The sequence below is a fragment of the Phytohabitans aurantiacus genome (genome assembly GCF_027923225.1).
In the GTDB taxonomy this organism is placed as follows: Bacteria; Actinomycetota; Actinomycetes; order Mycobacteriales; family Micromonosporaceae; genus Phytohabitans; species Phytohabitans aurantiacus.
In genome coordinates, this window is record NZ_BSDI01000022.1 from 64,844 (window position 1) to 86,670 (window position 21,827).

Below are 21,827 nucleotides of genomic sequence, written 5' to 3' on the forward strand. Positions count from 1 at the left end.
ACCGTGCCAGGACACACCGAGAACGAGATAGTCATCGACGCGCCACTGGATCTGGTCTGGGACATGACCAACGACGTGGAGTCGTGGCCCGATCTGTTCAGTGAGTACAGCAAGGCGGAGATCCTGGAGCGGGACGGTGACACGATCCGGTTCCGCCTGACGATGCACCCGGACCCGCAGGGCAACGCCTGGAGCTGGGTGTCGGAGCGCACGCCCGACCGGGAGAAGCTCATCGTGCGGGCGCGCCGCGTCGAGCCGGGCTGGTTCGAGTACATGGACATCTTCTGGGCCTACGAGCAGACCGACCACGGCGTCCGTCTCAAGTGGATCCAGGACTTCCACATGCGAGCCGACTCCCCGGTGGACGATGCCGCGATGACGGATCGTCTGAACAAGGGGACGAGCGTCCAGCTGCCCCTGATCAAGGAGCGGGTGGAGGCGGCCGCGCGCTCGGCTGCGGCCACCTGAGTGGTACAAGTCGCGAGACCCATAGGAGTCCACAATGGATCCAACACTGATCGTCACCAATTTCAAGCCGGGTTCGGAGAGGGAGATCGCCCGGCTGTTCGCCCAATCCGACGCCACCGAGCTGCCGGACCTGATCGGGGTGCAGAGCCGGCGGCTGTACACGTTCCACGACGTCTACATCCACCTCGTGCAGGGAGTGGAGCGGAAGGTCGACGCCAACGTCACGCGGCTGCACGACCACCCGCTGTTCCAGGAGATCAGCAAGGCCCTCGACGACTACATCATCCCGTTCACGGGCCGGTGGGGCAGCGTCGAGCAGGCGTCCGCGAAGCAGTTCTACCACTGGGAGCGCGGGCTCGGCGTGATCCAGCAGCCGTGACCGGCAGCCCTATCCAGAGCCAACTCAGGAGGATTGTCCACAATGAACAACGGACATGAAGAGTACGACGTCATCGTGGTCGGAGGTGGACCGGCCGGGTCCAGCGCCGCCGGTCTGCTGGCCCTGCAGGGCCACAGTGTCCTGCTTCTGGAGCGGGACAAGTTTCCCCGCTACCACATCGGCGAGTCCCTGATCACCGGCGTGCTGCCCACGCTCGCCCGGCTGGGACTGACCGAGCGGATGGAGGAGCTCGGCTTCCAGCGCAAGTACGGCGGCAGCCTGCTGTGGGGCAAGGGGCACTCCAAGCCGTGGACGTTCAAGTTCAGGGAGACCGGCAACGGCAAGTACGAGCACGCGTACCAGGTGCGCCGCGCCGACTTCGACGCGCTGCTGCTGGACCGGGCCCGGGAACTGGGCGTCGTGGTGCTGGAGGGCGCCTCGGTCAAGGAGCCGCTCTTCGACGGCGACCGGATGGTCGGTGTCCGGTACTCGCTGCGCAACGAGCCGAAGACCATCGACGTCAGCGGCAAGATCACTATCGACGCCAGTGGGCAGCAGCGTTGGCTGGGCCGCCACTTCGACATGGTCGAGTGGCACGAGGACCTGCGCAACATCGCCGCCTGGAGCTACTACCAGGGCGGGCTGCGGTACGAGGGTGAGACCGAGGGCAACATCCTCACCGAGAACCGGCCGCACGGCTGGCTCTGGTACATCCCGCTCAGCAAGGACATCACCAGCATCGGGTACGTCACGCCCTCCTCCCGCCTGGCCGAGTCCGGGCTCACCCCGGAGGCGATGCTGGACAAGCAGATCGCCGAGTCCTCCGAGGTCGCGCGGCTCACGGAGAACGCCCGCCGCGTCGACATCTACCGCACCGCGCGGGACTGGTCGTATGTCTGCGAGCGGTTCTCCGGCCCCGGGTACGCGCTGGTCGGCGACGCCGCCGCGTTCATCGACCCGTTGCTCTCCACCGGCGTGACGCTCGCCATGCGCGGCGGGAGCACGATCTCCCGGGCCGTGCACGAGGCGCTCGTCGACCCGGCCAAGGAGCGCGACACGCTGCAGACGTACGAGGACAGCTACCGCGACTTCCTCAACGCCCTGCTGGAGTTCGTGCGCTTCTTCTACGACCGCACGAAGGGCCAGAAGGACTACCACGTCGGTGCTCAGGCGATCATCGACCCGGACAAGCACTTCCCCGCCAATGTCGACTTCGTCACGCTCGTCTCCGGCCTGGCCCGTGGTGACGACGCCGTCGACGTTCCCAGCTGACCGCGCCGTCCGAAAGGTGCCACCGATGACGACCACCACACCCGAAGAGAGCGCGAACGCGACCGCGATGCGCGAGCTCGGCATGAGCCTCGGCTTCGCCGCCCAGGTGCGCGCCGCCGCCAAGCTCGGCGTCGCGGACGTGCTCGGCGACGCGCCGGCCAGCGCCGAGGTGCTGGCCAAGGCGGTCGACGCCGACGCCGACACCCTCGACCGTCTGATGCGGGCGCTCACCTCGCACGGCGTGTTCGAGGAGGTAGAACACGGCACGTACGCCCACACGGCCACCTCGCGACTGCTCCGCGAGGACCACCCGAAGGGCATGAAGTACATCGTCCTGTGGGCGAGCGCGCCCTGGACGTGGGAGGCCTGGCCGCGGCTGGACGAGGCCGTCCGCACCGGCAAGGCCGTCTTCCCGGACATCTACGGCCAGGAGTTCTTCACGTACCTGCAGGAGAGCGACCCCGAGTCGGCCAAGGTGTTCAACCGGGCGATGACCCAGTCCAGCCAGATCACCTCGGAGCTGGTCGCGGAGGTGCTGGACCTGGCCGGCGTGCGGACCGTGGTGGACATCGGGGGCGGCCAGGGCCACCTGGTCGCCACGCTGCTGCGCCGCCACCCGGACGTCAAGGGCGTGCTGTATGACCTGACCAAGGTCGTGGCCGGCGCCATCCCGGCGATCACCGCCGGCGGCGAGCTTGCCGACCGGTGCACGGTGATCGGCGGCGACTGCCGCGAGAGCGTGCCCCCGGGCGCCGACCTGTACGTCTTCAAGAACGTGCTGGAGTGGGACGACGAGAGCTCGCTCGCCGCACTGCGCAACGCTCGCCAGGCGGGCCGGCCCGGCGCCCGCGTCGTACTGGTACAGAACCTCGTCGAGGCCAGCTCGGAGATGAAGGTCACCACCGCGATGGACCTGTTCCTGCTGCTGAACGTGGGCGGGAAGAAGCACACGCGGCACGGTCTGGCCAAGCTCTTCGAGCAGGCGGGGCTGCGGCCCGGCGCGGTCCAGCCGGTACCGGGCACGAGTCTGCACACGCTGACCGCGTACGTGCCCGAGGCGTAGCCATGAGTGTGTCCGAAGTGGAGACTCCCGACGGCCGGCTGCGCATCCTGTTCTTCGCACGGGTGGCCGAGGACGGCGAAGAGGACTTCCTGGCCGCGTACGAGCGAATCCGTCACAAGGTCGCGCAGGCACCCGGTCACGTGCTGGACCAGCTCTGCCAGTCGCCGAACGATCCGCGGGAGTGGCTCATCACGAGCGAGTGGGAGACACCCGCGCACTACCAGACCTGGGCCAACCACCACCGGTTCTCCGAACTGTCGGAGCCCATCGTGGAGACGACCATCAGCCGCGAGCACCGGCCGTACCTGGTACGCACCACCACCTGACAGATCCACGCCGAACGAAAGGGGACCCGGCATGCCGGAGATCTCGTCCGACAACAGGGTCGTCACGTTTATCAACGTGTTCCCGACCCGCCCCCGTGACCAGGCCAAGCTGGTCGACCTACTGATCAAGGCGCACGAGGGCACCATCAGGCACCGCTCCGGCTACGTGTCCACCAACATCCACCGCAGCGTCGACGGCTACCTGGTCGTGGACTACACGCAGTGGGAGCGCCGGGAGGACTTCGAGGCCATGGTCCGCGACCCGTCCGTCGCGCCGTACTTCGGACCGATCGGAGAGCTGACCAAGGGCGAGCAGAAGGCGTACGACGTCGTCTTCTCGCACGAGGCGGCCGAGGTGCGGCAGCTCTGAGCGAGCGTGGCCACGTGCTTCAGGAGGAAGGCATGGAAGAGTACACGCCGGTCCTGGTCATCGGCGGCATGGTCAGCGGGCTATCGACGGCGGTGTTCCTGGCTCACCACGGTGTTCCGTGCATGGTGGTGGAGCGCCGGGCGGGCAGTTCGCGCCACCCGCGGATTCGCGGCGTGTCGGCCCGGTCGATGGAATGCTTCGACCAGGTCGGGCTGACGCCGGCGATCCAGGAAATCGACGACAGCGCCAACGAGGGTTCTCGGGTGATCATGGCTGAGTCCCTGGCCGGCCGCGAGATCCGCGAGCTGGTGCCCCCGCACAACGACGCGTTCGAAGGCGTCAGCCCCACGGTCGAGGCGATGTGCGACCAGGACCTGCTCGAGCCGGTGCTGCACCGGCGGGCCATGGAGCTCGGCGCCGACGTGCGGTTCGGCACCGAGATGGTGGAGTTCAGCGAGGAGGCGGACGGCGTCCGAGCGGTCCTGCGTACGGTGGCCACCGGCACCGAGCGGGTGGTCCGCGCGTCGTACCTGGTGGCGGCCGACGGCACGCACAGCCCGGTGCGCGAACGGCTGGCCATCAAGCGGGTCGGGCCGGGCGTCTTCGGATACCGGTGCAGCATCCTGTTCCACGCCGACCTCAGCGAGGTGGTCCGGGGACGCAGCATCAAGATCTGCATGATCGAGCGGTTCCCCGGCAGCGGCCTGCTGCCCCGGCACGGCGGCCGGTGGCAGCTGACGCTGCCCCGGGAGGCGCACGAGACCGCGGCCGACTTCACCGAGGAGCGGTGCGTCGACCTCATCCGGATCGCGGTGGGGCTGCCGGACCTGCGGCCCCAGGTGGTCGGCGCGGAGCCCTGGGAGGTTGGCGCGCTGGTGGCCCAGCGGATCCGGGAGGGCCGGGTCTTCCTGGTCGGTGACGCCGCGCACGTGATGCCCTCCACCGGCGGGTTCGGCGGCAACGTGTGCATCCAGGACGCGCACAACCTGGCCTGGAAGCTGGCCGCGGTGCTCGACGGCACGGCCGGACCGGCGCTGCTGGACACGTACGAGCAGGAGCGGCATCCGGTCGGGTCGCTGACGATGAAGGAGGCGGTCGCCCGTACCCCGATGTTCGGCGCGCGGAACCCGGGCGGCGCGGACGGCAAGCCGTACGCGCCGCACGATCACTGCAGTGTCGTCTTCGGGTACCGGTACCGCTCGCGTGCCGTGGTAGTCGAGGCGCCCGACGACGGCGAGCCGCTGGAAGACCCGCGCCGGCCGAGCGGCCGCCCGGGTACGCGGGCCGCGCACGTGGTCGTCGACCGGGACGGTGAGCGCGGCTCGCTCCTCGACCTGTACGGCGACGGCTTCGTCCTGCTGACCGGTCCGGAAGGCGAGGGGTGGCAGAAGGCGGCGGCGGTCGCCGGTGGCGCCTTGGGCGTCAGCGTGGCCTGCCACCAGTTCGGGTCGGGCCCGGACGACCTGCGCGACGTCGACGGCGCCTGGGGTACCGCGTACGGCGTCGGTGACACGGGCGCGGTGCTCGTACGCCCGGACGGCTTCGTGGCGTGGCGCTCGCCGGGTGCGGTCGCCGACCCCGCCCAGGCGCTGGGCGAGGCCCTGGAGCGGGTCCTCTGCCGCGGGGCCTGATTCACCGCACCTCCGGTTCCACCGCACCTCCGATCAGGGCGTCCCGCATCACGCGGGGCGCCCTGAAGTGTGCCGTCCGGTCGCCGCCCTCAATCCGGGACCACTCCCAGGGCGGGCAGCACGACGCTGTCGATGATCGCGTTCATCTCCGTCCGCGCGGGCGGCTTGCCCTCCACCAGGTAGCACAGGATCAGAAGGGCCGGACCGGCCAGGCAGACGTGCGGCGTGATCCGCTCCGCGTCGATCTCGCCACGCTCGGCCGCCCGGCGTAGCACCGCCTCGATTCTCGTGTGTGTACCGAAGATCCTGTTGCTGATGGCCCCGATCAGCGCCGGGTAGCGGTGCCGCTCGCTGATGACCGCGCTGATCGCCGGGCCCACTGGACCGGCCATGACGTCCCGCGGGTGGTTGAGCAGGATCATGAGATCCTCTCGCAGACTGCCGGTGTCGGGCAGCGCGCCGTCGTTGGGGGCCACCGTGGCGAGCAGGTTGCGCACGGCCTCGAGTAACAGGTCGTGGGGGGACGCCCAGCGGCGATAGAGCGGCATCTTGCCGGTGCCGGCCCGCGCGGCGATCCCCTCCATGGTGAGTCGCCCAAGGCCGACCTCGGCCAGCTCGGCCAGCACGCTGTCGTAGATGGCCTGGAGTAGGGCGTCTCCTCGCCTTCGGCGGGGTGCGTTCGTCGGGTCGTCCGTCGTCGCCATGACAAGATCATCTCCCTGGAATCAGCGGGGCGCGACTACGGCGCGCGCGGCGCAGGGAGAAACCGTGGAAACCGGTGCTGTCCCGCAACATCCCCACAACTGGCGCAGAACTCATTCTACGGAACTGAACGTCGCGGTCATCGGCCGCGAGGTGTTTCGAATGTACGGCCAATCGTGCAGGCATCGTACGTTGATTGCGGTAGTTCTCCGTACGCAGTTCTGCGTACGGAGTGGTAACTTTCGCCCCCAATGGCCGGTCATTTGCGCCGTTTCATCTGCTGTTACCCACTCAGGCAACATGAATATAACCTAATCAATGGCAGAAGCCTTGCGTCGCTGTTCCGCACCGTGTTAACTTTCTCCTTGGATACGATAGAGTATCTAAAGGGGAGGCGATGTCCAGCCCGCCACATTGCGGCCGCATTGATTAAGGGCGGTCACCCTGGCTCGTAACGAAGGCCCGTTTCTGGCGTCTCATTGCAAGTCTATGCATTGGCGGATGGCACAACATTGACAAAAGTCCAATTGCGCAAACCTTTCGGTATGGGGTGAAATGGGTCGCTGAATTCGACCTTGCGGGAGATTCGGCAGACGCGGGGGAAGGAACAGACGGATGAGGTTTCAGGTCCTTGGGCCGCTGGAGATCGCGGGTGATCGCCGTGATCTGACGCCAGGCGCGCCCAAACAGCGCGCCGTTATGGCGCTGCTTATCCTGCGGCGCAACCGCACCGTGCAGACGGCATCGCTGATCGACGAGCTCTGGGGGCAATGCCCGCCGGAGAGCGCGTTGCCGACGCTCCAGACGTACATCTACAAGCTGCGCAAGATGCTCGACGTGGAGCGGCCGGGGGAGGGCAGCAAACTGCTGCGCACCAACGGATACAGCTATCAGCTACAGGTCTCCGGGGGGCAGTTCGACCTGGACGAGTTCGAGGAGCAGGCCGACGCGGGCGCACGCGCGCTGGACCGGGGCGCGCCCGAGGAGGCGCGCCGCGCCCTCACCGAGGCGCTCGGGCTGTGGCGCGGTCCGGCCCTCGCCAACGTGCCGGTGGGCAACCTTCTCGCCGCCGAGGCGACCCGCCTCGAGGAGCGCCGCCTCAGGGTGCTGGAGATGCGCATGGAGGCCGACCTTCAGCTGGGCAACCACCAGAGCCTGATCAGCGAGCTGAAAGCCCTCATCATGACGCACCCGTTGAGCGAGACCTTCTACGCGAAGCTCATCACGTCGCTGGCCCTCGCCGGCCGGCCACACGAAGCGCTCGAGGCGTACCGGCGGCTGCAACGAATCCTCCGCGAGGAGCTCGGCCTGGAGCCGTCGGCCGAGCTGCGAGCCCTGCAGCACTCGATCCTCACCTCCCGTCCGGTACCGGTGCGGCAGGTCGCCACCGTCTCCACACTTCCCACGGCGGCCGCACGCGCCGCGGCGGGGGGTCCGGCGGTGCCGGCCATCGCGCCAGCCGATGGCGCCACACCGACCCCGCTGGCCGTCGAGTCGGGTCTGGCGGGCGCCGCCTCCGGTCCGGTGACGGTCGCGCCGGCGCCCGTGCCCGCGCAGCTACCGCCCGCCGTCGCGGACTTCACCGGCCACGAGCAGCTCATCCTGGACCTCGAAAGGTTCCTCACCAGCCCCGACCACCGGCGGGCCGAAGGCCGGATGGTCTCCCTGACCGGCACGCCCGGGGTGGGCAAGACGTCCACCGCGCTGCATCTCGCGCACCGCGTGCGGGCCCGGTTTCCGGACGGCCAGTTCTTCGCTCGCCTGCGCGGCACCGACGCCGAGCCGGCAGCGCCGTACGACGTGCTGCTCGACTTCCTCCGTTCCGTCGACGCGCTGCCGGCCGGCGGGTCGGATATCGAGCTTGGCGCGGCCACCCGGCTCTACCGCGGCTGGTGTGCCAAACGCCGCGTCCTCATCGTCCTCGACGACGCGGCCTCGGCATGGCAGGTGGAGCCGCTGATGCCGGGCGACGCGCGGTGCGGTGTGATCGTCACCAGCCGGTTCGCGCACGGGTTGCCGGGCGCCCGCACGGCGGCGGTGCAGCCGTTACGTCTCAACGACTGCCTGCGCCTGCTCAGCGGCGTCATCGGGCGGCGGCGGGTGGACGCCGAGGTCGACGCGGCCGCGGACATCGTGCGGCTCTGCGGCAACCTGCCGCTCGCGGTGCGCGGCGCGGCGGCCCGGCTGGCGGCCTCGCCCAACGTGTCGCTGCGCAGGTTCGCTCAGCAGCTGTCGGCCGCTCCGACCCGCCTCGCCGAGCTGAGCATCGGCGACATCGACGTACGAGCCCGGTACACGGCCAGCTACGAGCGGCTGGACGAACGGGAAAGGTGGGCGCTCCGACTGCTGTGCCTGCTCGGCGACCGCGCGTTCGACGCACAGGACGTGGTGTCGCTGCTCGGCTGCCCGCCGCTCGTCGCGGAGATGGTGCTCGCCCGGCTCGTCGAGTGCCACCTGCTCGCGATGGTCGACACCAGGAGCGGGCGTGCCCACCGGTACGTGTTTCTGGGCCTCGCCCGCGTCTACGCGGCGGACTGCCTGGCCGCACTGGTGGGCCAGGAGGTGCAGACGTACTTTCCGCCCGCTCTGTTCGAAGTGCCGGCCCGAAGCGACCACCTGGTCGGCTAGCCGGGTTCGACGATGAGAGGGTGGGCCCGTGCGGGGCCCACCCTCTCCCGCGTCACGGCTCCGCCGCCTCCAGGGGCGCCCGCCCTTCGACCGGGTCCGGGTCTGGCCGCGGCTCGCGGGCGAGGCGGCCGGGCCACCAGGTGCGGCGGCCGGTGGCGGTCACCAGCGACGGCACCAGCAGCGACGCGGCCACGAACGCGTCCAGGAGCACGCCTATCGCGACCAGGATGCCGATCTGCACCATGAACACGATCGGCATGACGCTGAGCACGGAGAACGTGCCGGCCAGCACCAGGCCGGCGCTGATGATGACCGCGCCGGTCGAGGCGAGCGCCCGCTCCACCGCCCTGGCGTTTCCGAGCGCGGCCGTCTCCTCCCGGGCGCGTGCCATCAGGAAGATGGTGTAGTCCACGCCGAGGGCGACCACGAAGAGGAAGCCGTACAGCAGCACCACCCGGTCGATGGTCGGGTGGCCGATCGCGTGGAACACCAGCGTGGCCGCGCCCAGCGCCGCCGCGAACGACAGCACGACGCTGGCGAGCAGCAGCAGCGGCGCCACCACCGCCCGCAGCAGGACCATCAGCACGCCGAGCACGATGAGCAGGATCAACGGCAGGATCAGCCGGAGGTCCCGGTTCATCGCGTCGTCGACGTCGAGCCGCTCCGCGGTGGTACCGCCCACCAGCACCGCACCGTCCACATCGTGCACTGCCGCACGGAGCCGCTCGACGGTCTTCTCCGCCGCCTGCGTCTCCGGCTCGTCGTCCAGGATGACCGGGTAGCGCACCCAGTCGCCGCTCCGTGACGTCGTCGCGTCCTCCGTGTCCACCTGGGCGATGCCGGGCACGGCCCGAGCCGCCGTGGCCACCCGTTCAGCGCTGGCGGCCGGTGCGAAGATCTCGCTCGGCCCGGTGGCGCCGGCCGGGAAGTGCGCGGCCAGCAGCTCCTGCCCGAGTACCGAGTCGGGTTTGGTGACAAACGCCTCGGCGCGTTCCAAGCCGGTGGACAGCTGCGTCGTGCCGAGGCTGGTCGCCGCGAGCGCCAGCGCCGCCACGAGCCAGATCGGGCGGGAATGGCGGCTGACCGCGCCGGCCACCCGGGCCCAGACGCCCGGCTTCGCCGGCGTCTCGTGCGGCCGGAAGCGCGGGGTGCGCGGCCAGAAGATCCATCGTCCGCAGACGACCAGCAGCGCCGGCAGGAGCGTGGTCATCACCAGGAGAGCGCAGGCGATGCCGATCGCACCGATCGGGCCAAGGCCGCGGGTGGAGTTGAGCTCCGCCAGCGTGAGCGCGACCAGGGCCAGGATCACCGTCACCGCGGACGCCGCGACGGCCGGGACGGCCCGGGTCAGCGCCACCCGCATCGCCTCGTGCCGGTCCGCGTGCCGGGTCAGCTCCTCGCGGTACCGCGAGATGAGCAGCAGCGCGTAGTCGGTGCCCACGCCGAAGATGAGTACGGTGAGGATGCCGCCGCTGATGTCGTCCGCGACCAGGCCGCCGTACTTGGACAGGAGCTTGACCACCGCGCTGGCGAGCTGGCTGGCCAGTCCCACCGACAGCAGCGGGATCAGCAGGAGGATCGGGCTGCGGTAGGTCAGCAGGAGCAGCACCGCGACGACCACGACGGTGGCCAGCAGGAGCGTGGTGTCGACGGAGTTGAACGCCTCGCTGAAGTCGGTCGAGGCGGCGGCGCCCCCGGTGACGCGGGCGTCCAGCCCGGTTGGCCGGCCGGCCGCGAGCGTGTCCCGGGCGGTGGCGAGCGTATCGCCGATGTGCGCGTCGTCGGCGTGCTCCGGCGCGAGGCGGATCATGACGAGCAGCGCGTCGCCGTCTTCGGACGGGATGGGCGGCGGGATCTCGCCGTCCGCGAACCGGCGCAGTGCCGAGGCGTCCGCGGTCGCCGCTGCTCGGTCGGTCGGGGTGATGCCACCGTCCCGGGCGTAGACCAGCAGCAGCTGCTCCGGCTCCGGCGGGAAGTCGCGGTCGGCCAGCTCGACGGCCTTGGTCGACTCGGCGTTGGCGGGTAGAGCGTCGGTATCGCTGCCGCTGTCTTCGCCGCTCTGCCCGGCGAGACTCACGGCGAGCACGGCGAGCAGCAGCCAGACCGCCGCGGTAACCCATTTAGCGCGGCGGTCGGCCGGTAAGCCGGCCAGCTTGTGCCACACGGACATGACTGGAACCTCCGATGGAAACGGTGTCCTACGGAGGGTGCCGCCTGGACGCCGTCGCGCGCGTCGGCCACAGACCGGCTCTCCCGCCTACGTCACGCGGCGTACGCGGGCCCGACTCTGGCTATACGTACGGGACCGCCATCCCGGACTGGTAGGCGATGACGACCAGTTGCGCACGGTCGCGGGCGCCGAGTTTGACCATGGCGCGGCTGACGTGGGTGCGCACGGTCGCCGTGCTCACCGTCAGCTGCTTGGCGATCGTCTCGTTGGAGCTGCCCGTCGCGACCCAGCCCACGATCTCCCGCTCCCGGTCGGTGAGCAGGTGGAGCTCGGGGTGCGGGCGGTGGGTTCGACCGGCCGACGGATCGGCGCCGAAGCGCCGGATGACCCGCCGGGTGACCGCGGGGGACAGCAGCGAGTTGCCCTCGGCGACCACCCGGATGGCCCGCAACAGCTCCTCGGGCTCGGCGTCCTTGGTGATGAAACCGGATGCTCCCGCGCGGAGCGCCTCGAAGATGTAGTCGTCGAGCTCGAACGTGGTGAGGATGACGACCCGTACGGCGGACAGGTCGGCGTCGGCGGCGAGCTGGCGGAGCGTGGCCAGACCGTCGAGGCGGGGCATCCGCACGTCGAGCAGCACCACGTCGGGCCGTTGCTCGCGGATCATCGCGAGCGCGGCGTGCCCGTCCTCGGCCTCGCCGGCCAGCTCCAGGTCGGGTTCGACCTCGATGAGCGTCCGGAGCCCCATGCGCAGGAGCGCCTGGTCATCGACTAGCAGCACGCGGATCATCGGACCACCTGACCACCGTACGGAAGGATGGCGCGGACCTCGAAGCCGCCGCCTTCGACCGGGCCGGCGGAGAACGAGCCGCGGAGCGCGCGGGCCCGCTCGCCCATACTGGCCAGCCCGCTGCCGGCCGGGTTGGGTGGCTTGCCGCCCCGGCCGTCGTCGGTGATGAGCAGCTCGATCTGGTGCGGGCCGTACTCGACCCGGATGGTGGCGTGCTCGGCGGCCGCGTGCCGTATCACGTTGGTCAGTGCCTCCTGGGCGATGCGGTAGCCGGCGTGGTCGACAGTGGACGGCACGCCGTTCGGGACACCGGTGACGTCGAGGTGCACGCGCAGCCCGTCGACGGCGGTCGCGCTCACCAGGTCGGGCAGAGCGGCGAGGCCGGGCGGTGGGCGCTGATCGGGCGGCGACACCTGCCCGGTGTAGGTGGCCAGCGTCGCCCGCAGCTCGTCGAGCGCGCCGTTGCCGGCCTGCCGGATGGCCCGCAGGGTGGCTTCCATCTGCGGTTGCGGCGACTCCTGCTTGGCCAGGATGTACAGCGCGACCCCGGCGTTGATGCTGATCATGGCGAGGCTGTGGCCCACCGCGTCATGCACCTCCTGCGCGATCCGCAGCCGCTCCTCGTACACCTGGCGGCGCCGGTCGTGGGCCACCGCCCGGAACCGGGCCTCCCCGTGCGTACGCACCGCGACGCCGAGGCCGAGGGGAGCCGCGAGCCAGCCGAGGGTGTCCAGCGCGTCCGTCCACTGTCCTGTGACGACCACGAGCCAGACGAGGTACGTGATCGCGAGCACGACCGCCCAGACGACCGCGTGCCGCGTGCTGCGCGCGACCGCCACCGAGTACATCGCGACCATCACGCCCAGGTAGATCGGTCCGTCGGGGTAACCGAGCATGACGAACGTGAACGTGGCGGCCGCCGCGACCGCGAGGGCGACGTCGGGGAAGCGGCGCCGGAAGACCAGGGCGGCGGCGGTCGTGATCACCAGGAGGTAGCCGGTCGCGTCCAGGTGGCTGGGCGTGTCGGTGCCCACCGCACTGCCGACCTGCGGCGCGGTGAGGATCACGAACAAGCCGACCGCGACAGCCAGCACGATGTCGAGCGGCACCAGCGGGTCTGGCCATCTGCCGAACGGGCGCACGTGACTGAGCGTATGGTCTAGATCCGGGCCAGTCGTCCGCTCAGGAACGTACTCACCTGGACGTACGCGTCCCCCGTCCACGGGTGTCCTAGTGGCGGAGCGGCGGGCTCAGCGGGTCGGACGCCGCGCCGACGCCGATCCGGTCGACTATGGCATTTCGGGCGTCCGGGAGCAGCCCCGGGGCGGGCGTCATGGTGACCAGTGTGGTCGATCTCCGGAGCTACGCCAACTGCCCAGGTCATCGACCGTTATTTCCGCTGGCGTGATTCTGGTGGCCATTGATTTCGACCCGGTCGGTGCCGTCACCATTCACCGAATCCGCTATTCCGAAATACATTCGGATTTAGGTTCGTAGCAACTATTCGATTTGATCGGGTCGTGCCGAATTAGGCCACGGCGGCGGCCCGGTTGGCGGCGCGGGCCTGGGCCGCCTCGCGGCGGGCGGTGAAGCGCGACGCGTTGGTGTCCAATTCGGACATGAACGCCGCCAGCTCCTCGCGGGCCGCCTCGCCGTCGCCGGACATGGCGTCCCGCTCGAACGCCCGCACCTGGCGCAGCACCGGCATGAGCACCTCGTCGTGGTGGATGCGCAGGTCGTAGATCCCGGCGAACGCGATCTGCACCGACTTGCGGCCGAAGTTCTCGATGCCGTGGCCGGGCATCTGGAAGCTCTTCGCCACCTCGGTCACCGCGCGCATCGCCGCGTTGGGCGACAGGTCGAACGCCGCGCTGAGCACGTTGCGGTAGAACAGCATGTGCAGGTTCTCGTCGGCCGCGACCTTCGCCAGCAACTGGTCGCAGATCGGGTCTCCGCTGATCCGGCCGGTGTTGCGGTGCGCCACCCGGGTCGCCAGCTCCTGGAACGACACGTACGCGATGGACTCGATGACGCCGTCGTAGGCGTTGTCGTAGCCCTGCTCCATGTGGGTCATCCGGGCCCGTTCGAGGGCGATCGGGTCGACCGCGCGGGTGGTCAGCAGGTAGTCGCGGATCGCGATGCCGTGCCGGCCCTCCTCGGCGGTCCAGCGGTGCACCCAGGTGCCCCACGCGCCGTCGCGACCGAAGAGGGTGGCGATCTCGCGGTGGTAGCTGGGCAGATTGTCCTCGGTGAGCAGGTTGACGATCAGGGACGTGCGGGCCACGTCGGACAGCTTGGACTGGCCCGGCTCCCACGCCTGCCCACCGAGCACACCGTCGAAGTCGGTGCCCTGGCTCCACGGCACATACTCGTGCGGGAACCACTCCTTGGCCGTCGCGAGGTGGCGGTTGACGTTGACCTCGACGACGGGCTCGAGCTCCCGCAGCAACGCGTGCGTGTCGGTGATCTCAGCGGGCACAGCGATCCTCCCGGAAGTACAGCTACCTACGGTCTCGTAGGTTACGGTACCGTAGCTAGTCGCCGCCAGTCGCGAGCGTGGGACCAGGTGCGGAACCGCCCAGATGGGCAGGCAACCACCACATGTCGTCCGCGCCGGCCGGCTTGTCCGGGTACTCCCGCTGCAGCTTGTCGACAAGATCCGTGATCCGCGCCCGCAGCTCGGCGTTGACCGCGACGTGGTCGTCGCGGCGCCCCGGCAGCAGCGGCTCGCCCACGAGAAGCGTCACCGGAAGGTGCCGCTTCGTCAGGGTGCGTTTGCGCCCCTTGGTCCACATACGCTGCGTGCCCCACAACGCCATCGGCACCAGCGGCACGCCCGCCGCGGCCGCCATCCGGACCGCCCCGTTCTTGAACTCCTTCGGCACGAACGAGGTGCTGATCGTCGCCTCTGGGAACACACCGACCACCTCGCCGGCCTTGAGCGCGGCGAGGGCCGCCTTGTACGACGCCAGGCCGGCGTCCCGGTCCACCGGGATGTGATGCATACCACGCATGAGCGGTCCGCTGATCTTGTGTGCGAAAACCTCCTGCTTCGCCATGAACCGGACCAGCCGCTTCGCCGGCTGGGCGGCGAACCCGCAGAAGATAAAGTCCAGGTAGCTGACATGGTTGCTCGCCAGCACGGCGCCACCGGTCGACGGGATGTGCTCGGCGCCCTGGAGCGTGATCCGAAGGTCGAGTGCCCGGAACGCCCCCTTCATGAAGGCGATGACCGGCGGGTATACGAGGTCGCGCATGACCGAAACCGTAGCGTGCCCACCCGCTACCTCAACGCCACAGCCACCCCGCGAGCCCCGCGCCGCCGCCCTCCCCGGCGCCGCCGCCCGCCCGTGACGGCGTGTCGCCACGCCCTGTGCGCCGATCAAGGGCGAACGCACGTGGTTCGATCTCTAAACCGCGTGCATTCGCCCTTGATCGTTGCGATTGCCCTTGATCGGCGGGGCCGGGCGGCCGCGGCGGCCGCCTCGCGCGCCACCGCGCGGCGCAGAGCAAGGGATCGCGCGGCGCAGCGTGAGGATCGCGTGGCGAGGGCGGGGGACCACGCGGCGCGGGGTGGGGGTCGCGCGGCGCGGGGTGGGGGTCGCGCGGCGCGGGGTGGGGGTCGCGCGGCGCTGGGTGAGGATTGCGCGCTGCGGGGTGGGGATCGTGCATTTTCGGGGAACTTGCGGCATCAGGGCCGAGCGGAGGGGACGTTTTCCCGGAAAGTGCGGCCTTGCGCAGGCGTCGGTGCGGATCGCGGGCGTCCGCGCGAGGCGCGGGCGTCGGGTCTGCGCTGGCCGACGAGATCGCCGCCAACCGGCGCGGCCATACCGCCGCGAGGCGTAGCCGCGCGACCGGGTCGCGCGGCGCCGAGTGGGTGTGGAGCAACACGGGTGTGGCGCCGGTACCCACCACATGGGTGGCGACCGCTGTCGGCTCGTGGGGTGTCGAACGTGGACTGTTCAAGCGGCGGCCGGCGGGCGCGGCGGGCAACCCGCTCCCGGGCGACATCGTGGTCTACGGCGAGCCCGGATCGGGTGAGGGCGGCCACGTGTCCATCGTGTACTCGGTGAACGGCGACGGCACGATCACCACGATCGACGGCAACTACGGCGATCGGGTGGCGCGGCGCACCATCGACCCGCGGACCGCTCGCTCCGGTGGGCAGAACGCGCTGATCTCCGGGTACGTCAGCCCACCCGGCGTGGCCGACACGGTGCCGCCGGCGCCACTGTCCGGGCCGATGTTCCACCAGGTACGCGATGTGGACGGGAACTGGTCGGGCTTCCAGCCGATGCTTGGATACCTGACGGGCCTGCCCGGCGACGCGCGAGACATGTCGATCGCGGCGATGCCGGACCGCTCCACCCAGGTGCTGATCGTCGGCGCCGACGGCGGCGTCTATCACGAGGTGCGCGGTGCGGACGGCAACTGGAGCGGACTCCAGCCGCTGCCGGGGATGGGCGTGCCGGACACGGCGCAGGCCAGCCGGGTCGCCATCACCGGTATGCCGGACGGCTCGGCGCAGGTGCTCATCATCGGCGCGGACGGCGGTGTGTATCACCAGATCCTCCGCACGGACGGCCAGTGGACCGGATTCCAGCCACTGGCCGGCATGAACACCACCGGCGTCGCGCAGGGCAGCCGGGTCGCCATCACCGGGCTGCCCGGCGGGGTGGCCCAGGTGCTCATCATCGGCGCCGACGGCGGCGTGTACCACCAGCTGCGTTACCCGCACCGCTACGTCATGCCCGGCGACGACAACGTGGCACGCGTCTGCAACAGCGCCGAGGGCTGCTGGTCGGGCTTCCAACTGCTGCGGGGCATGGGCACCACGGACGCCGCGCGCGGCAGCGACGTGGCCATCGCCGGGATGCCGGACAAGTCGGCTCAGCTTCTCATAGTCGGTGCCGACGGCGGCGTCTATCACCAGATCCGTGACGCCGCTGCCCAGTGGACCGGCTTCCAGCCCGTGCGCGGTATCGGCACGACGAACGCCGCCGGCGGCAGCGCCGTGGCCATCGCCGGGCTGGATGACGGTACCGCCCAAATCACCATCGTCGGCAAGCGCTGACCAACCCAGGAGGTTCAGAACCGTGGAAATGAACATGGCCGCGACGTAGCCATCGGCTGAGCACGCTCGGCGCCGGACGAGGCGGGCGGTCCCGGACACGGGGGCGCCCGCCGCTCGGGTCGATCACCGCTGGAATATCGTCCTGGGGTGAGTCTTGACGGGATACGGGTAGTGGTCACCGGGGCTGGGCGCGACACGGGACGGTTACTGGCGACGGCTTTCGCCGAACGCGGCGCGTACGTCTTCGTGGCCGCCCGCCGAGTGGACGCCGCCGAGCGGACCGCGGAGCTGATCCGCGAGCGTGGGCATGGCGGTGCCGAGCCGTTCGCCTGCGATCTGGCCAGCCCCGATTCGGTGCGCGCGTTCGCGGTGGCGCTGGCCGGCCGCACGGACCGGGTCGACGTACTGGTCAACAACGGCGCCGCCTACCTGCACGGCGAAGACCTCGGCGACGTCGAGGACGACGACATCGTCGACGCGATCGCCGGCGCGGCGACCGGTACGGTGCTGCTCACCAAGCACCTGCTGCCGCTGCTGCGCGCCTCGGCGCGCCCCGACATCGTCAACCTCATCTCCGGCTGCGGCGAGGTGGGGCACCGCCGCTCGGGAGCGCACCCGGCCTTCTACGCCGCCAAGCACGCGCAGGCCGGGTTCGCCGAGATCCTGTCGCATCGGGTGCGTGCCGAGGGGATCCGTGTCGTGTCGCTGTTTCCGCCGGACTTCGTCCAGGATGGACCCCGCGACGCGTCCAGCGAACTCACCGCGCGGTCGGTCGTCGACTGCGTACTGTTCGCGGTGAGCCAGCCTCGGGACTGCTTCATCCGCGAGTTCCGCTTCGAGCAGGTCGCTCCGGTCGGGCAGGATTGATCACATGGAACTCGACGGCCGGAGCGTGACGCCGGAGGAGCTCGCCGCCCTGGCGCTCTACAACTACGGCCACTTCACCACGATGCGGGTCGACGGCGGGCGGGTCCGGGGCCTGTCGCTGCACCTGCGCCGGCTCGTCGACAACTGCCGCACCGTCTTCGACGCCGACCTCGACCCGGACACCGTGCGGCGGCTGGTGCGGCGCGCCTGCGGTGAGGGCGCCACGATGGTCCGGGTGACGGTCTTCGCGCCCGACCTGGACCTCGCACGCCCCGCGCGTGCCGCCGAGCCACACATCCTGGTGACCACTCGGCCGGTACACGATGGCGAGCCGCCGCCGCTGCGGTTGCGGACCGCGCGCCATGAGCGCGACGAGCCCGGGGTGAAGCATGTGGGTTTGTTCGCGGCGATCCGGCTGCGGCGGCTCGCGCAGCGGGCGGGGTACGACGATGTGCTGTTCGTCGACCGGCGCGGCAACGTCTCCGAGGGCGCCACCTGGAACGTCGGATTCTTCGACGGCGAACGGCTGGTGTGGCCGGTGGCCGAGTGTCTGCCCGGCGTGACCGTGGCGCTGCTGCGGTCGCTGGGCCGGGCGGAGACGGTGCGGGAGGTCGACCTCGCGGCGGCGGCGTCGATGCCGGTGGCGTTCGTGGCCAACGCCGCGGTCGGTGTGCGGCCGGTCGGCCGGATCGACGAGACCGCCTACGAGGCGGCGGCCGGGATCGTCCGCGAGCTGCGTGAGGCATACCTCGCTATCCCGGGCGAGGAACTGTGAACCGCGCCGGTGGGCCGAGCAACCGATCACCGGCCGCCGCGCGCGTGGATACGATCGCGGCATGACGACCGACACGATGACAGCACGAGTCGCCCTCAAGAAGGTCACCCCCGACGTGTCCGGCGCGATGCGCGCGCTGCACACCGCCGCCGTGACAGCGGCCGAGTCGGCGGGGCTGGAGGCGCCGCTGCTGGAGCTCGTGCGGATCCGGGCCTCACAGATCAACGGCTGCGCGTTCTGCCTGGACCTGCACACCCGCGACGCCCGGGCGGCGGGAGAGTCCGAGCAGCGGATCTACGCGCTGAACGCGTGGTCGGAGTCGCCCTTCTACTCTGAGCGGGAGCGGGCGGCGCTCGCGCTGACCGAGGCGGTCACGCTGGTCCACGATGGACGGGTGCCGGACGCCGTGTATCGGGCGGCGGCGCAGGTTTTCAGCGAGGCCGAGCTCGCCGCGCTGATCTGGGCGGCGACGGTCATCAACGCGTACAACCGGATCGCCATCGCGACCCGCATGACTCCGGCGGGCTAGCCCGCTTAGTAGGGGTGGCGGGGGCCGTATGGGGCGTGTTCGAGCCAGGAGCCGAGGCGGGGGAGCAGCGGGGTGAGCGCCGCCGCCGCGCGTTGCCGGGCCCGCATCGCCGGTCCGGGGCGCAGGTGCGCCAAGGCCCGGCCGGCCGCCGCGCTGTTGGACACGGCGGCGGCGCGGCGGGTCGTCGCGAACAGGTCGACCGCCCACGGTGCCCGGCCAGGGTTCGCGAGCGCCGCCGCGATGGCGTCCGCGGCGGCGACGGCATCGGCGATGCCGCTGTTCATGCCGCGCGCGCCGAACGGCGGGAACAGGTGCGCGGCCTCGCCGACCAGCAGCACCCGGCGCGCCGGGTCGGCGAACGAGTCGGCCACGACCTGAAGGAACCGGTAGGTCGACACCCACAGGACCCGGTCGCCGTGCCCATCGCCGATGACCGCCGGCAGCCAGCGCCGCACCGCGTCGGCCGTGTCGTACGCCTCGGGCGGGTCATCGTCGCGGCACTGCAGGTCGACCTGGAACCCGCCGGTGAACGGCACCCGCAGCACTGTGCGCCCGCCGAGGCCCGGGTGTTCGTAGTGGAAGACCCGCTCGGACAGGTCCCCGGCGACGTCCACCACGACGTGCCGCCCCGCTGACCGGGTACCCGACATCGGGATCGCCAGCGCCCGCCGCACCGCCGACCGGGCGCCGTCCGCGGCGATCGCGTACCCCGCTGTCCACTCGCGACAGTCCGATGTGGTCAGCGTGACCCCGGACGCGGTCGCGGTGGCGCCGGACACCGCGGCACCCCACTCGAAGCGGACACCGGCCTTCGCGCAGGCGTCGAACAGGAAGCGTTCGGTCTCCACCTGGCGCAGGCTGGCGAACGGCGGCAGGGCGCCGCCGACCGGTGGTGGCCACGAGCGCGCGTAGACCTGCCGTCCACGGTAGAGGGTGCGGCGGGTCCGCCAGGTCACCCCGTGCCGGGCGATCGAGGCGCCCAGCCCGGGGCTGGCCCGCTCCAGCAGCCGCAGGGACTCCCGGTGTACGAACAGCGCCCGGCTGCCGGGGCGGACCCGGTCTTCCGGATCCGCCTCCAGCACGGTGACGGGCATGCCGTGCGCGCGCAGGGCGAGCGCGGCGGTCAGCCCGACGGGACCCGCGCCGACGACGAGGACCGGCGTGTGGAAATGGTCAGCCACCGTAGCGGACCGCGGGGACGTCACCGGCCGCGATCATGCGGGCCAGCTCCAGCTTCTTGATCTTCCAGGTCGAGGTGCGGGGCAGGTCCTCGAAGCGCCACTGCATGGGACCGGTCATGGCGGGCAGGTCGTCGGTGGCGCGTTTCCACCGCTCCGGCGCGATCGGCTCGTCGTCGCGGGTGCACACGACCGGCACCGCCTTCCCGGCGCCGTCCGGTACGACGATCACCTCGCGCAGCTCGTCCAGTCGCGACATCAGCACGTCCTCGACCTCCAGGCCGCTGGCCACGGAGTCGATCTGGTCGACCTCCCGGTCGATGAGGTGCAGGGCGCCCCACCGGTTGAGGTACCCCATGTCGCCCATCCGCCACCAGCCGGCGTCGAGCTGGCGCGCGTACAGCTGCTCACCGCCCAGGTAGGTCAGGCAGCGTCCATGGGTGCGGGCCTCGATGTGGCCGGGGGTGCCGGCCTTGACACGGTTGCCGTCCGGGTCGACGACCCGGATCCGGGTGAAGCCAGGAAGCCCCCTGCCGACCAGCCGGCTGTTCACCTTCCGGGCGCTGCGCCGGGTGTACCACCAGGCGGCGACGGGACCGGTCTCGCTCTGTCCATAGAGCTGGGTCAGCCACGGCGACCGCCGCTTCGAAGCGCCTAGCAGCCGTCGCAGCGTGCGCGGGTGGATGGCGTCGAAGGTACTGCCGAAGCAGCGGACGCTGGCCAGTGGCGCGCCGGGCGCGTCCGCCAGGTCCTCCCACAGGACATAGGTGTTGGGGTGGGTCTCCAGGATGCCCGGCCGGGTGCGGGTGAGCATCGGCGCGACGCTCTTCGGGTCGGGGTCGACCAGGAGCAGGAGCGGGCTTCCATAGTGGAGGAACACGCCGAGCGCGTGGTAGAAGCGCGAGTGTACGAACGACATGTGCAGCGCAGCGGTCTCGCCGCGGGTGGGCCAGCCCAGCATCTTCTGCGGAACCAGGCGGTGCCACATCGTCTGCGCACAGTGGACGGCCAGCTTCGGTACGCCGGTGGTGCCGGAGCTGTGCGTCACCAGTACCGGGTCGCGGGGCGACAGCCGCACGGGTGGGCGCCGGGTGCCGCCGCCGGCGAGCGCGGTCAGGTTGGTGACGTCGGGCGACTCCGCGCCCGCCAGTCCCACGGTCAGTACTCGCCGGGCCAGCTCGCGCACGCCCACCTCGGCGAGCGACCCGGTCAGCTTGGCCTCGTCGGTGACCAGCCAGGGCCGCTGGAGCCGGGCCAGCAGCCCGGCGACGACGACGCCGGTCAGCGCCGGTGACAGCATGGCCGGTACCGCCCCGATGCGGGACACCGCGCAGGCCAGCAGTGCGATGTCGACGTTGTCCGTCTTGTGGATGGCGACGTGGTCGGCGGGGCGCACCCCGGCCGTCCACAGCCGGGCGGACAGGTCGTCGACAAGGTTCGCGAAGTCCCGGTACGTGTAGTCGCGCCGGTCGTCGCCGGTCACGTCGAGCGGGCGGTCGAGGAAGACCGGCACGTCGGGGTGGCGGGCCGCCGCCTGCTGGAACATCAGCCCGAGGTAGAAGCCGCGTCCGGTGAAGAACCTTTGCCACATGCCAGAAGCCTCCA

At 70.8% G+C, this 21,827-nt stretch carries 20 protein-coding genes; 12 read left to right on the forward strand and 8 right to left on the reverse strand.

All coding sequences use genetic code 11. The features are described 5' to 3' along the window. Nucleotides 1–3: 3 nt before the first annotated feature. Genes QMG73_RS22985 through QMG73_RS23015 form a run of 7 tightly spaced genes read left to right on the forward strand, consistent with a single transcriptional unit; the run spans nt 4 to nt 5,509 of the window. Nucleotides 4–468, forward strand: coding sequence for an SRPBCC family protein (locus QMG73_RS22985; RefSeq protein ID WP_281898874.1), 465 nt, complete (start codon nt 4–6; stop codon nt 466–468). Nucleotides 469–502: 34 nt separating this feature from the next. Then, entirely contained in the window at nt 503–847 is a 345-nt protein-coding gene (locus tag QMG73_RS22990; protein WP_281898875.1) for a TcmI family type II polyketide cyclase, read from the forward strand. A 42-nt stretch (nt 848–889) separates the two neighbouring features. Next, a complete protein-coding gene (locus QMG73_RS22995; RefSeq protein ID WP_281898878.1) occupies nt 890–2,119 on the forward strand; it encodes an NAD(P)/FAD-dependent oxidoreductase in 1,230 nt (409 codons plus the stop codon). A gap of 25 nt (nt 2,120–2,144) precedes the next feature. Continuing rightward, the gene (locus QMG73_RS23000; protein ID WP_281898879.1) at nt 2,145–3,182 is read left to right on the forward strand and encodes a methyltransferase; all 1,038 of its coding nucleotides are present in this window, start codon (nt 2,145–2,147) and stop codon (nt 3,180–3,182) included. A gap of 2 nt (nt 3,183–3,184) precedes the next feature. Then, nucleotides 3,185–3,508 (forward strand): antibiotic biosynthesis monooxygenase family protein, encoded by a 324-nt coding sequence (locus QMG73_RS23005; protein ID WP_281898880.1) that lies wholly within the window; start codon nt 3,185–3,187, stop codon nt 3,506–3,508. Between the two features lie 31 nt (nt 3,509–3,539). Further along, nucleotides 3,540–3,878 (forward strand): antibiotic biosynthesis monooxygenase family protein, encoded by a 339-nt coding sequence (locus QMG73_RS23010; protein WP_281898881.1) that lies wholly within the window; start codon nt 3,540–3,542, stop codon nt 3,876–3,878. Nucleotides 3,879–3,910: 32 nt separating this feature from the next. Continuing rightward, nucleotides 3,911–5,509 (forward strand): FAD-dependent monooxygenase, encoded by a 1,599-nt coding sequence (locus QMG73_RS23015; protein WP_281898882.1) that lies wholly within the window; start codon nt 3,911–3,913, stop codon nt 5,507–5,509. Nucleotides 5,510–5,598: 89 nt separating this feature from the next. On the opposite strand, the gene QMG73_RS23020 is transcribed toward QMG73_RS23015, so the two are convergent. Continuing rightward, nucleotides 5,599–6,213, reverse strand: coding sequence for a TetR/AcrR family transcriptional regulator (locus QMG73_RS23020; RefSeq protein ID WP_281898884.1), 615 nt, complete (start codon nt 6,211–6,213; stop codon nt 5,599–5,601). A gap of 613 nt (nt 6,214–6,826) precedes the next feature. On the opposite strand from QMG73_RS23020, the gene QMG73_RS23025 reads away from it, so the two are divergent. Then, nucleotides 6,827–8,839, forward strand: coding sequence for an AfsR/SARP family transcriptional regulator (locus tag QMG73_RS23025; RefSeq protein WP_281898886.1), 2,013 nt, complete (start codon nt 6,827–6,829; stop codon nt 8,837–8,839). Nucleotides 8,840–8,891: 52 nt separating this feature from the next. Here QMG73_RS23025 and QMG73_RS23030 read toward each other — a convergent pair whose 3' ends face one another. From QMG73_RS23030 to QMG73_RS23050, 5 genes are all read right to left on the reverse strand, one after another. Continuing rightward, on the reverse strand, nt 8,892–11,009 hold the full coding sequence (locus tag QMG73_RS23030; RefSeq protein WP_281898888.1) for an MMPL family transporter: 2,118 nt from the start codon (nt 11,007–11,009) through the stop codon (nt 8,892–8,894). Between the two features lie 121 nt (nt 11,010–11,130). After that, complete coding sequence (locus tag QMG73_RS23035; protein WP_281898890.1) at nt 11,131–11,799, reverse strand: response regulator; 669 nt, start codon at nt 11,797–11,799, stop codon at nt 11,131–11,133. After that, the gene (locus QMG73_RS23040; protein WP_281898891.1) at nt 11,796–12,941 is read right to left on the reverse strand and encodes a sensor histidine kinase; all 1,146 of its coding nucleotides are present in this window, start codon (nt 12,939–12,941) and stop codon (nt 11,796–11,798) included. The genes QMG73_RS23035 and QMG73_RS23040 overlap by 4 nt, the downstream gene beginning before the upstream one ends. 386 nt (nt 12,942–13,327) lie before the next feature. After that, nucleotides 13,328–14,278, reverse strand: a complete 951-nt coding sequence (locus QMG73_RS23045) for an acyl-ACP desaturase (RefSeq protein WP_281898893.1) — start codon at nt 14,276–14,278, stop codon at nt 13,328–13,330. A 55-nt stretch (nt 14,279–14,333) separates the two neighbouring features. After that, a complete protein-coding gene (locus QMG73_RS23050) occupies nt 14,334–15,056 on the reverse strand; it encodes a lysophospholipid acyltransferase family protein (protein ID WP_281898895.1) in 723 nt (240 codons plus the stop codon). Nucleotides 15,057–15,532: 476 nt separating this feature from the next. Between QMG73_RS23050 and QMG73_RS23055 the strand changes: the two genes are divergently transcribed. The 4 genes from QMG73_RS23055 to QMG73_RS23070 all read left to right on the forward strand — a co-directional run bounded on the left by QMG73_RS23055 (nt 15,533) and on the right by QMG73_RS23070 (nt 19,044). Next, nucleotides 15,533–16,873 carry a CHAP domain-containing protein gene (locus tag QMG73_RS23055; protein WP_281898897.1) on the forward strand — a complete coding sequence of 447 codons (1,341 nt, stop codon included), beginning with the start codon at nt 15,533–15,535 and terminating at the stop codon, nt 16,871–16,873. Between the two features lie 147 nt (nt 16,874–17,020). Further along, nucleotides 17,021–17,740 (forward strand): SDR family NAD(P)-dependent oxidoreductase, encoded by a 720-nt coding sequence (locus QMG73_RS23060; RefSeq protein ID WP_281898899.1) that lies wholly within the window; start codon nt 17,021–17,023, stop codon nt 17,738–17,740. Nucleotides 17,741–17,744: 4 nt separating this feature from the next. Beyond that, a complete protein-coding gene (locus QMG73_RS23065; protein ID WP_281898901.1) occupies nt 17,745–18,515 on the forward strand; it encodes an aminotransferase class IV family protein in 771 nt (256 codons plus the stop codon). Nucleotides 18,516–18,576: 61 nt separating this feature from the next. Beyond that, entirely contained in the window at nt 18,577–19,044 is a 468-nt protein-coding gene (locus QMG73_RS23070; protein ID WP_281898902.1) for a carboxymuconolactone decarboxylase family protein, read from the forward strand. 5 nt (nt 19,045–19,049) lie between these two features. On the opposite strand, the gene QMG73_RS23075 is transcribed toward QMG73_RS23070, so the two are convergent. After that, nucleotides 19,050–20,225 carry an FAD-dependent monooxygenase gene (locus QMG73_RS23075; RefSeq protein WP_281898903.1) on the reverse strand — a complete coding sequence of 392 codons (1,176 nt, stop codon included), beginning with the start codon at nt 20,223–20,225 and terminating at the stop codon, nt 19,050–19,052. Next, nucleotides 20,218–21,813: a class I adenylate-forming enzyme family protein gene (locus QMG73_RS23080; protein ID WP_281898904.1), complete on the reverse strand. Its 1,596-nt coding sequence runs from the start codon at nt 21,811–21,813 to the stop codon at nt 20,218–20,220. Before QMG73_RS23080 ends, QMG73_RS23075 begins: the two co-directional genes overlap by 8 nt. Nucleotides 21,814–21,827 lie beyond the last annotated feature (14 nt).

Bases quoted from the DNA above. Each gene is read 5' to 3' on its own strand.
- QMG73_RS23070 (WP_281898902.1), top strand. From the start codon at position 18,577: ATGACGACCGACACGATGACAGCACGAGTCGCCCTCAAGAAGGTCACC.
- QMG73_RS23035 (WP_281898890.1), bottom strand. From the start codon at position 11,799: ATGATCCGCGTGCTGCTAGTCGATGACCAGGCGCTCCTGCGCATGGGG.
- QMG73_RS23025 (WP_281898886.1), top strand. From the start codon at position 6,827: ATGAGGTTTCAGGTCCTTGGGCCGCTGGAGATCGCGGGTGATCGCCGT.
- QMG73_RS22990 (WP_281898875.1), top strand. From the start codon at position 503: ATGGATCCAACACTGATCGTCACCAATTTCAAGCCGGGTTCGGAGAGG.
- QMG73_RS23015 (WP_281898882.1), top strand. From the start codon at position 3,911: ATGGAAGAGTACACGCCGGTCCTGGTCATCGGCGGCATGGTCAGCGGG.
- QMG73_RS23005 (WP_281898880.1), top strand. From the start codon at position 3,185: ATGAGTGTGTCCGAAGTGGAGACTCCCGACGGCCGGCTGCGCATCCTG.
- QMG73_RS23050 (WP_281898895.1), bottom strand. From the start codon at position 15,056: ATGCGCGACCTCGTATACCCGCCGGTCATCGCCTTCATGAAGGGGGCG.
- QMG73_RS22995 (WP_281898878.1), top strand. From the start codon at position 890: ATGAACAACGGACATGAAGAGTACGACGTCATCGTGGTCGGAGGTGGA.
- QMG73_RS23080 (WP_281898904.1), bottom strand. From the start codon at position 21,813: ATGTGGCAAAGGTTCTTCACCGGACGCGGCTTCTACCTCGGGCTGATG.
- QMG73_RS23065 (WP_281898901.1), top strand. From the start codon at position 17,745: ATGGAACTCGACGGCCGGAGCGTGACGCCGGAGGAGCTCGCCGCCCTG.
- QMG73_RS23020 (WP_281898884.1), bottom strand. From the start codon at position 6,213: ATGGCGACGACGGACGACCCGACGAACGCACCCCGCCGAAGGCGAGGA.
- QMG73_RS23000 (WP_281898879.1), top strand. From the start codon at position 2,145: ATGACGACCACCACACCCGAAGAGAGCGCGAACGCGACCGCGATGCGC.
- QMG73_RS23010 (WP_281898881.1), top strand. From the start codon at position 3,540: ATGCCGGAGATCTCGTCCGACAACAGGGTCGTCACGTTTATCAACGTG.
- QMG73_RS23030 (WP_281898888.1), bottom strand. From the start codon at position 11,009: ATGTCCGTGTGGCACAAGCTGGCCGGCTTACCGGCCGACCGCCGCGCT.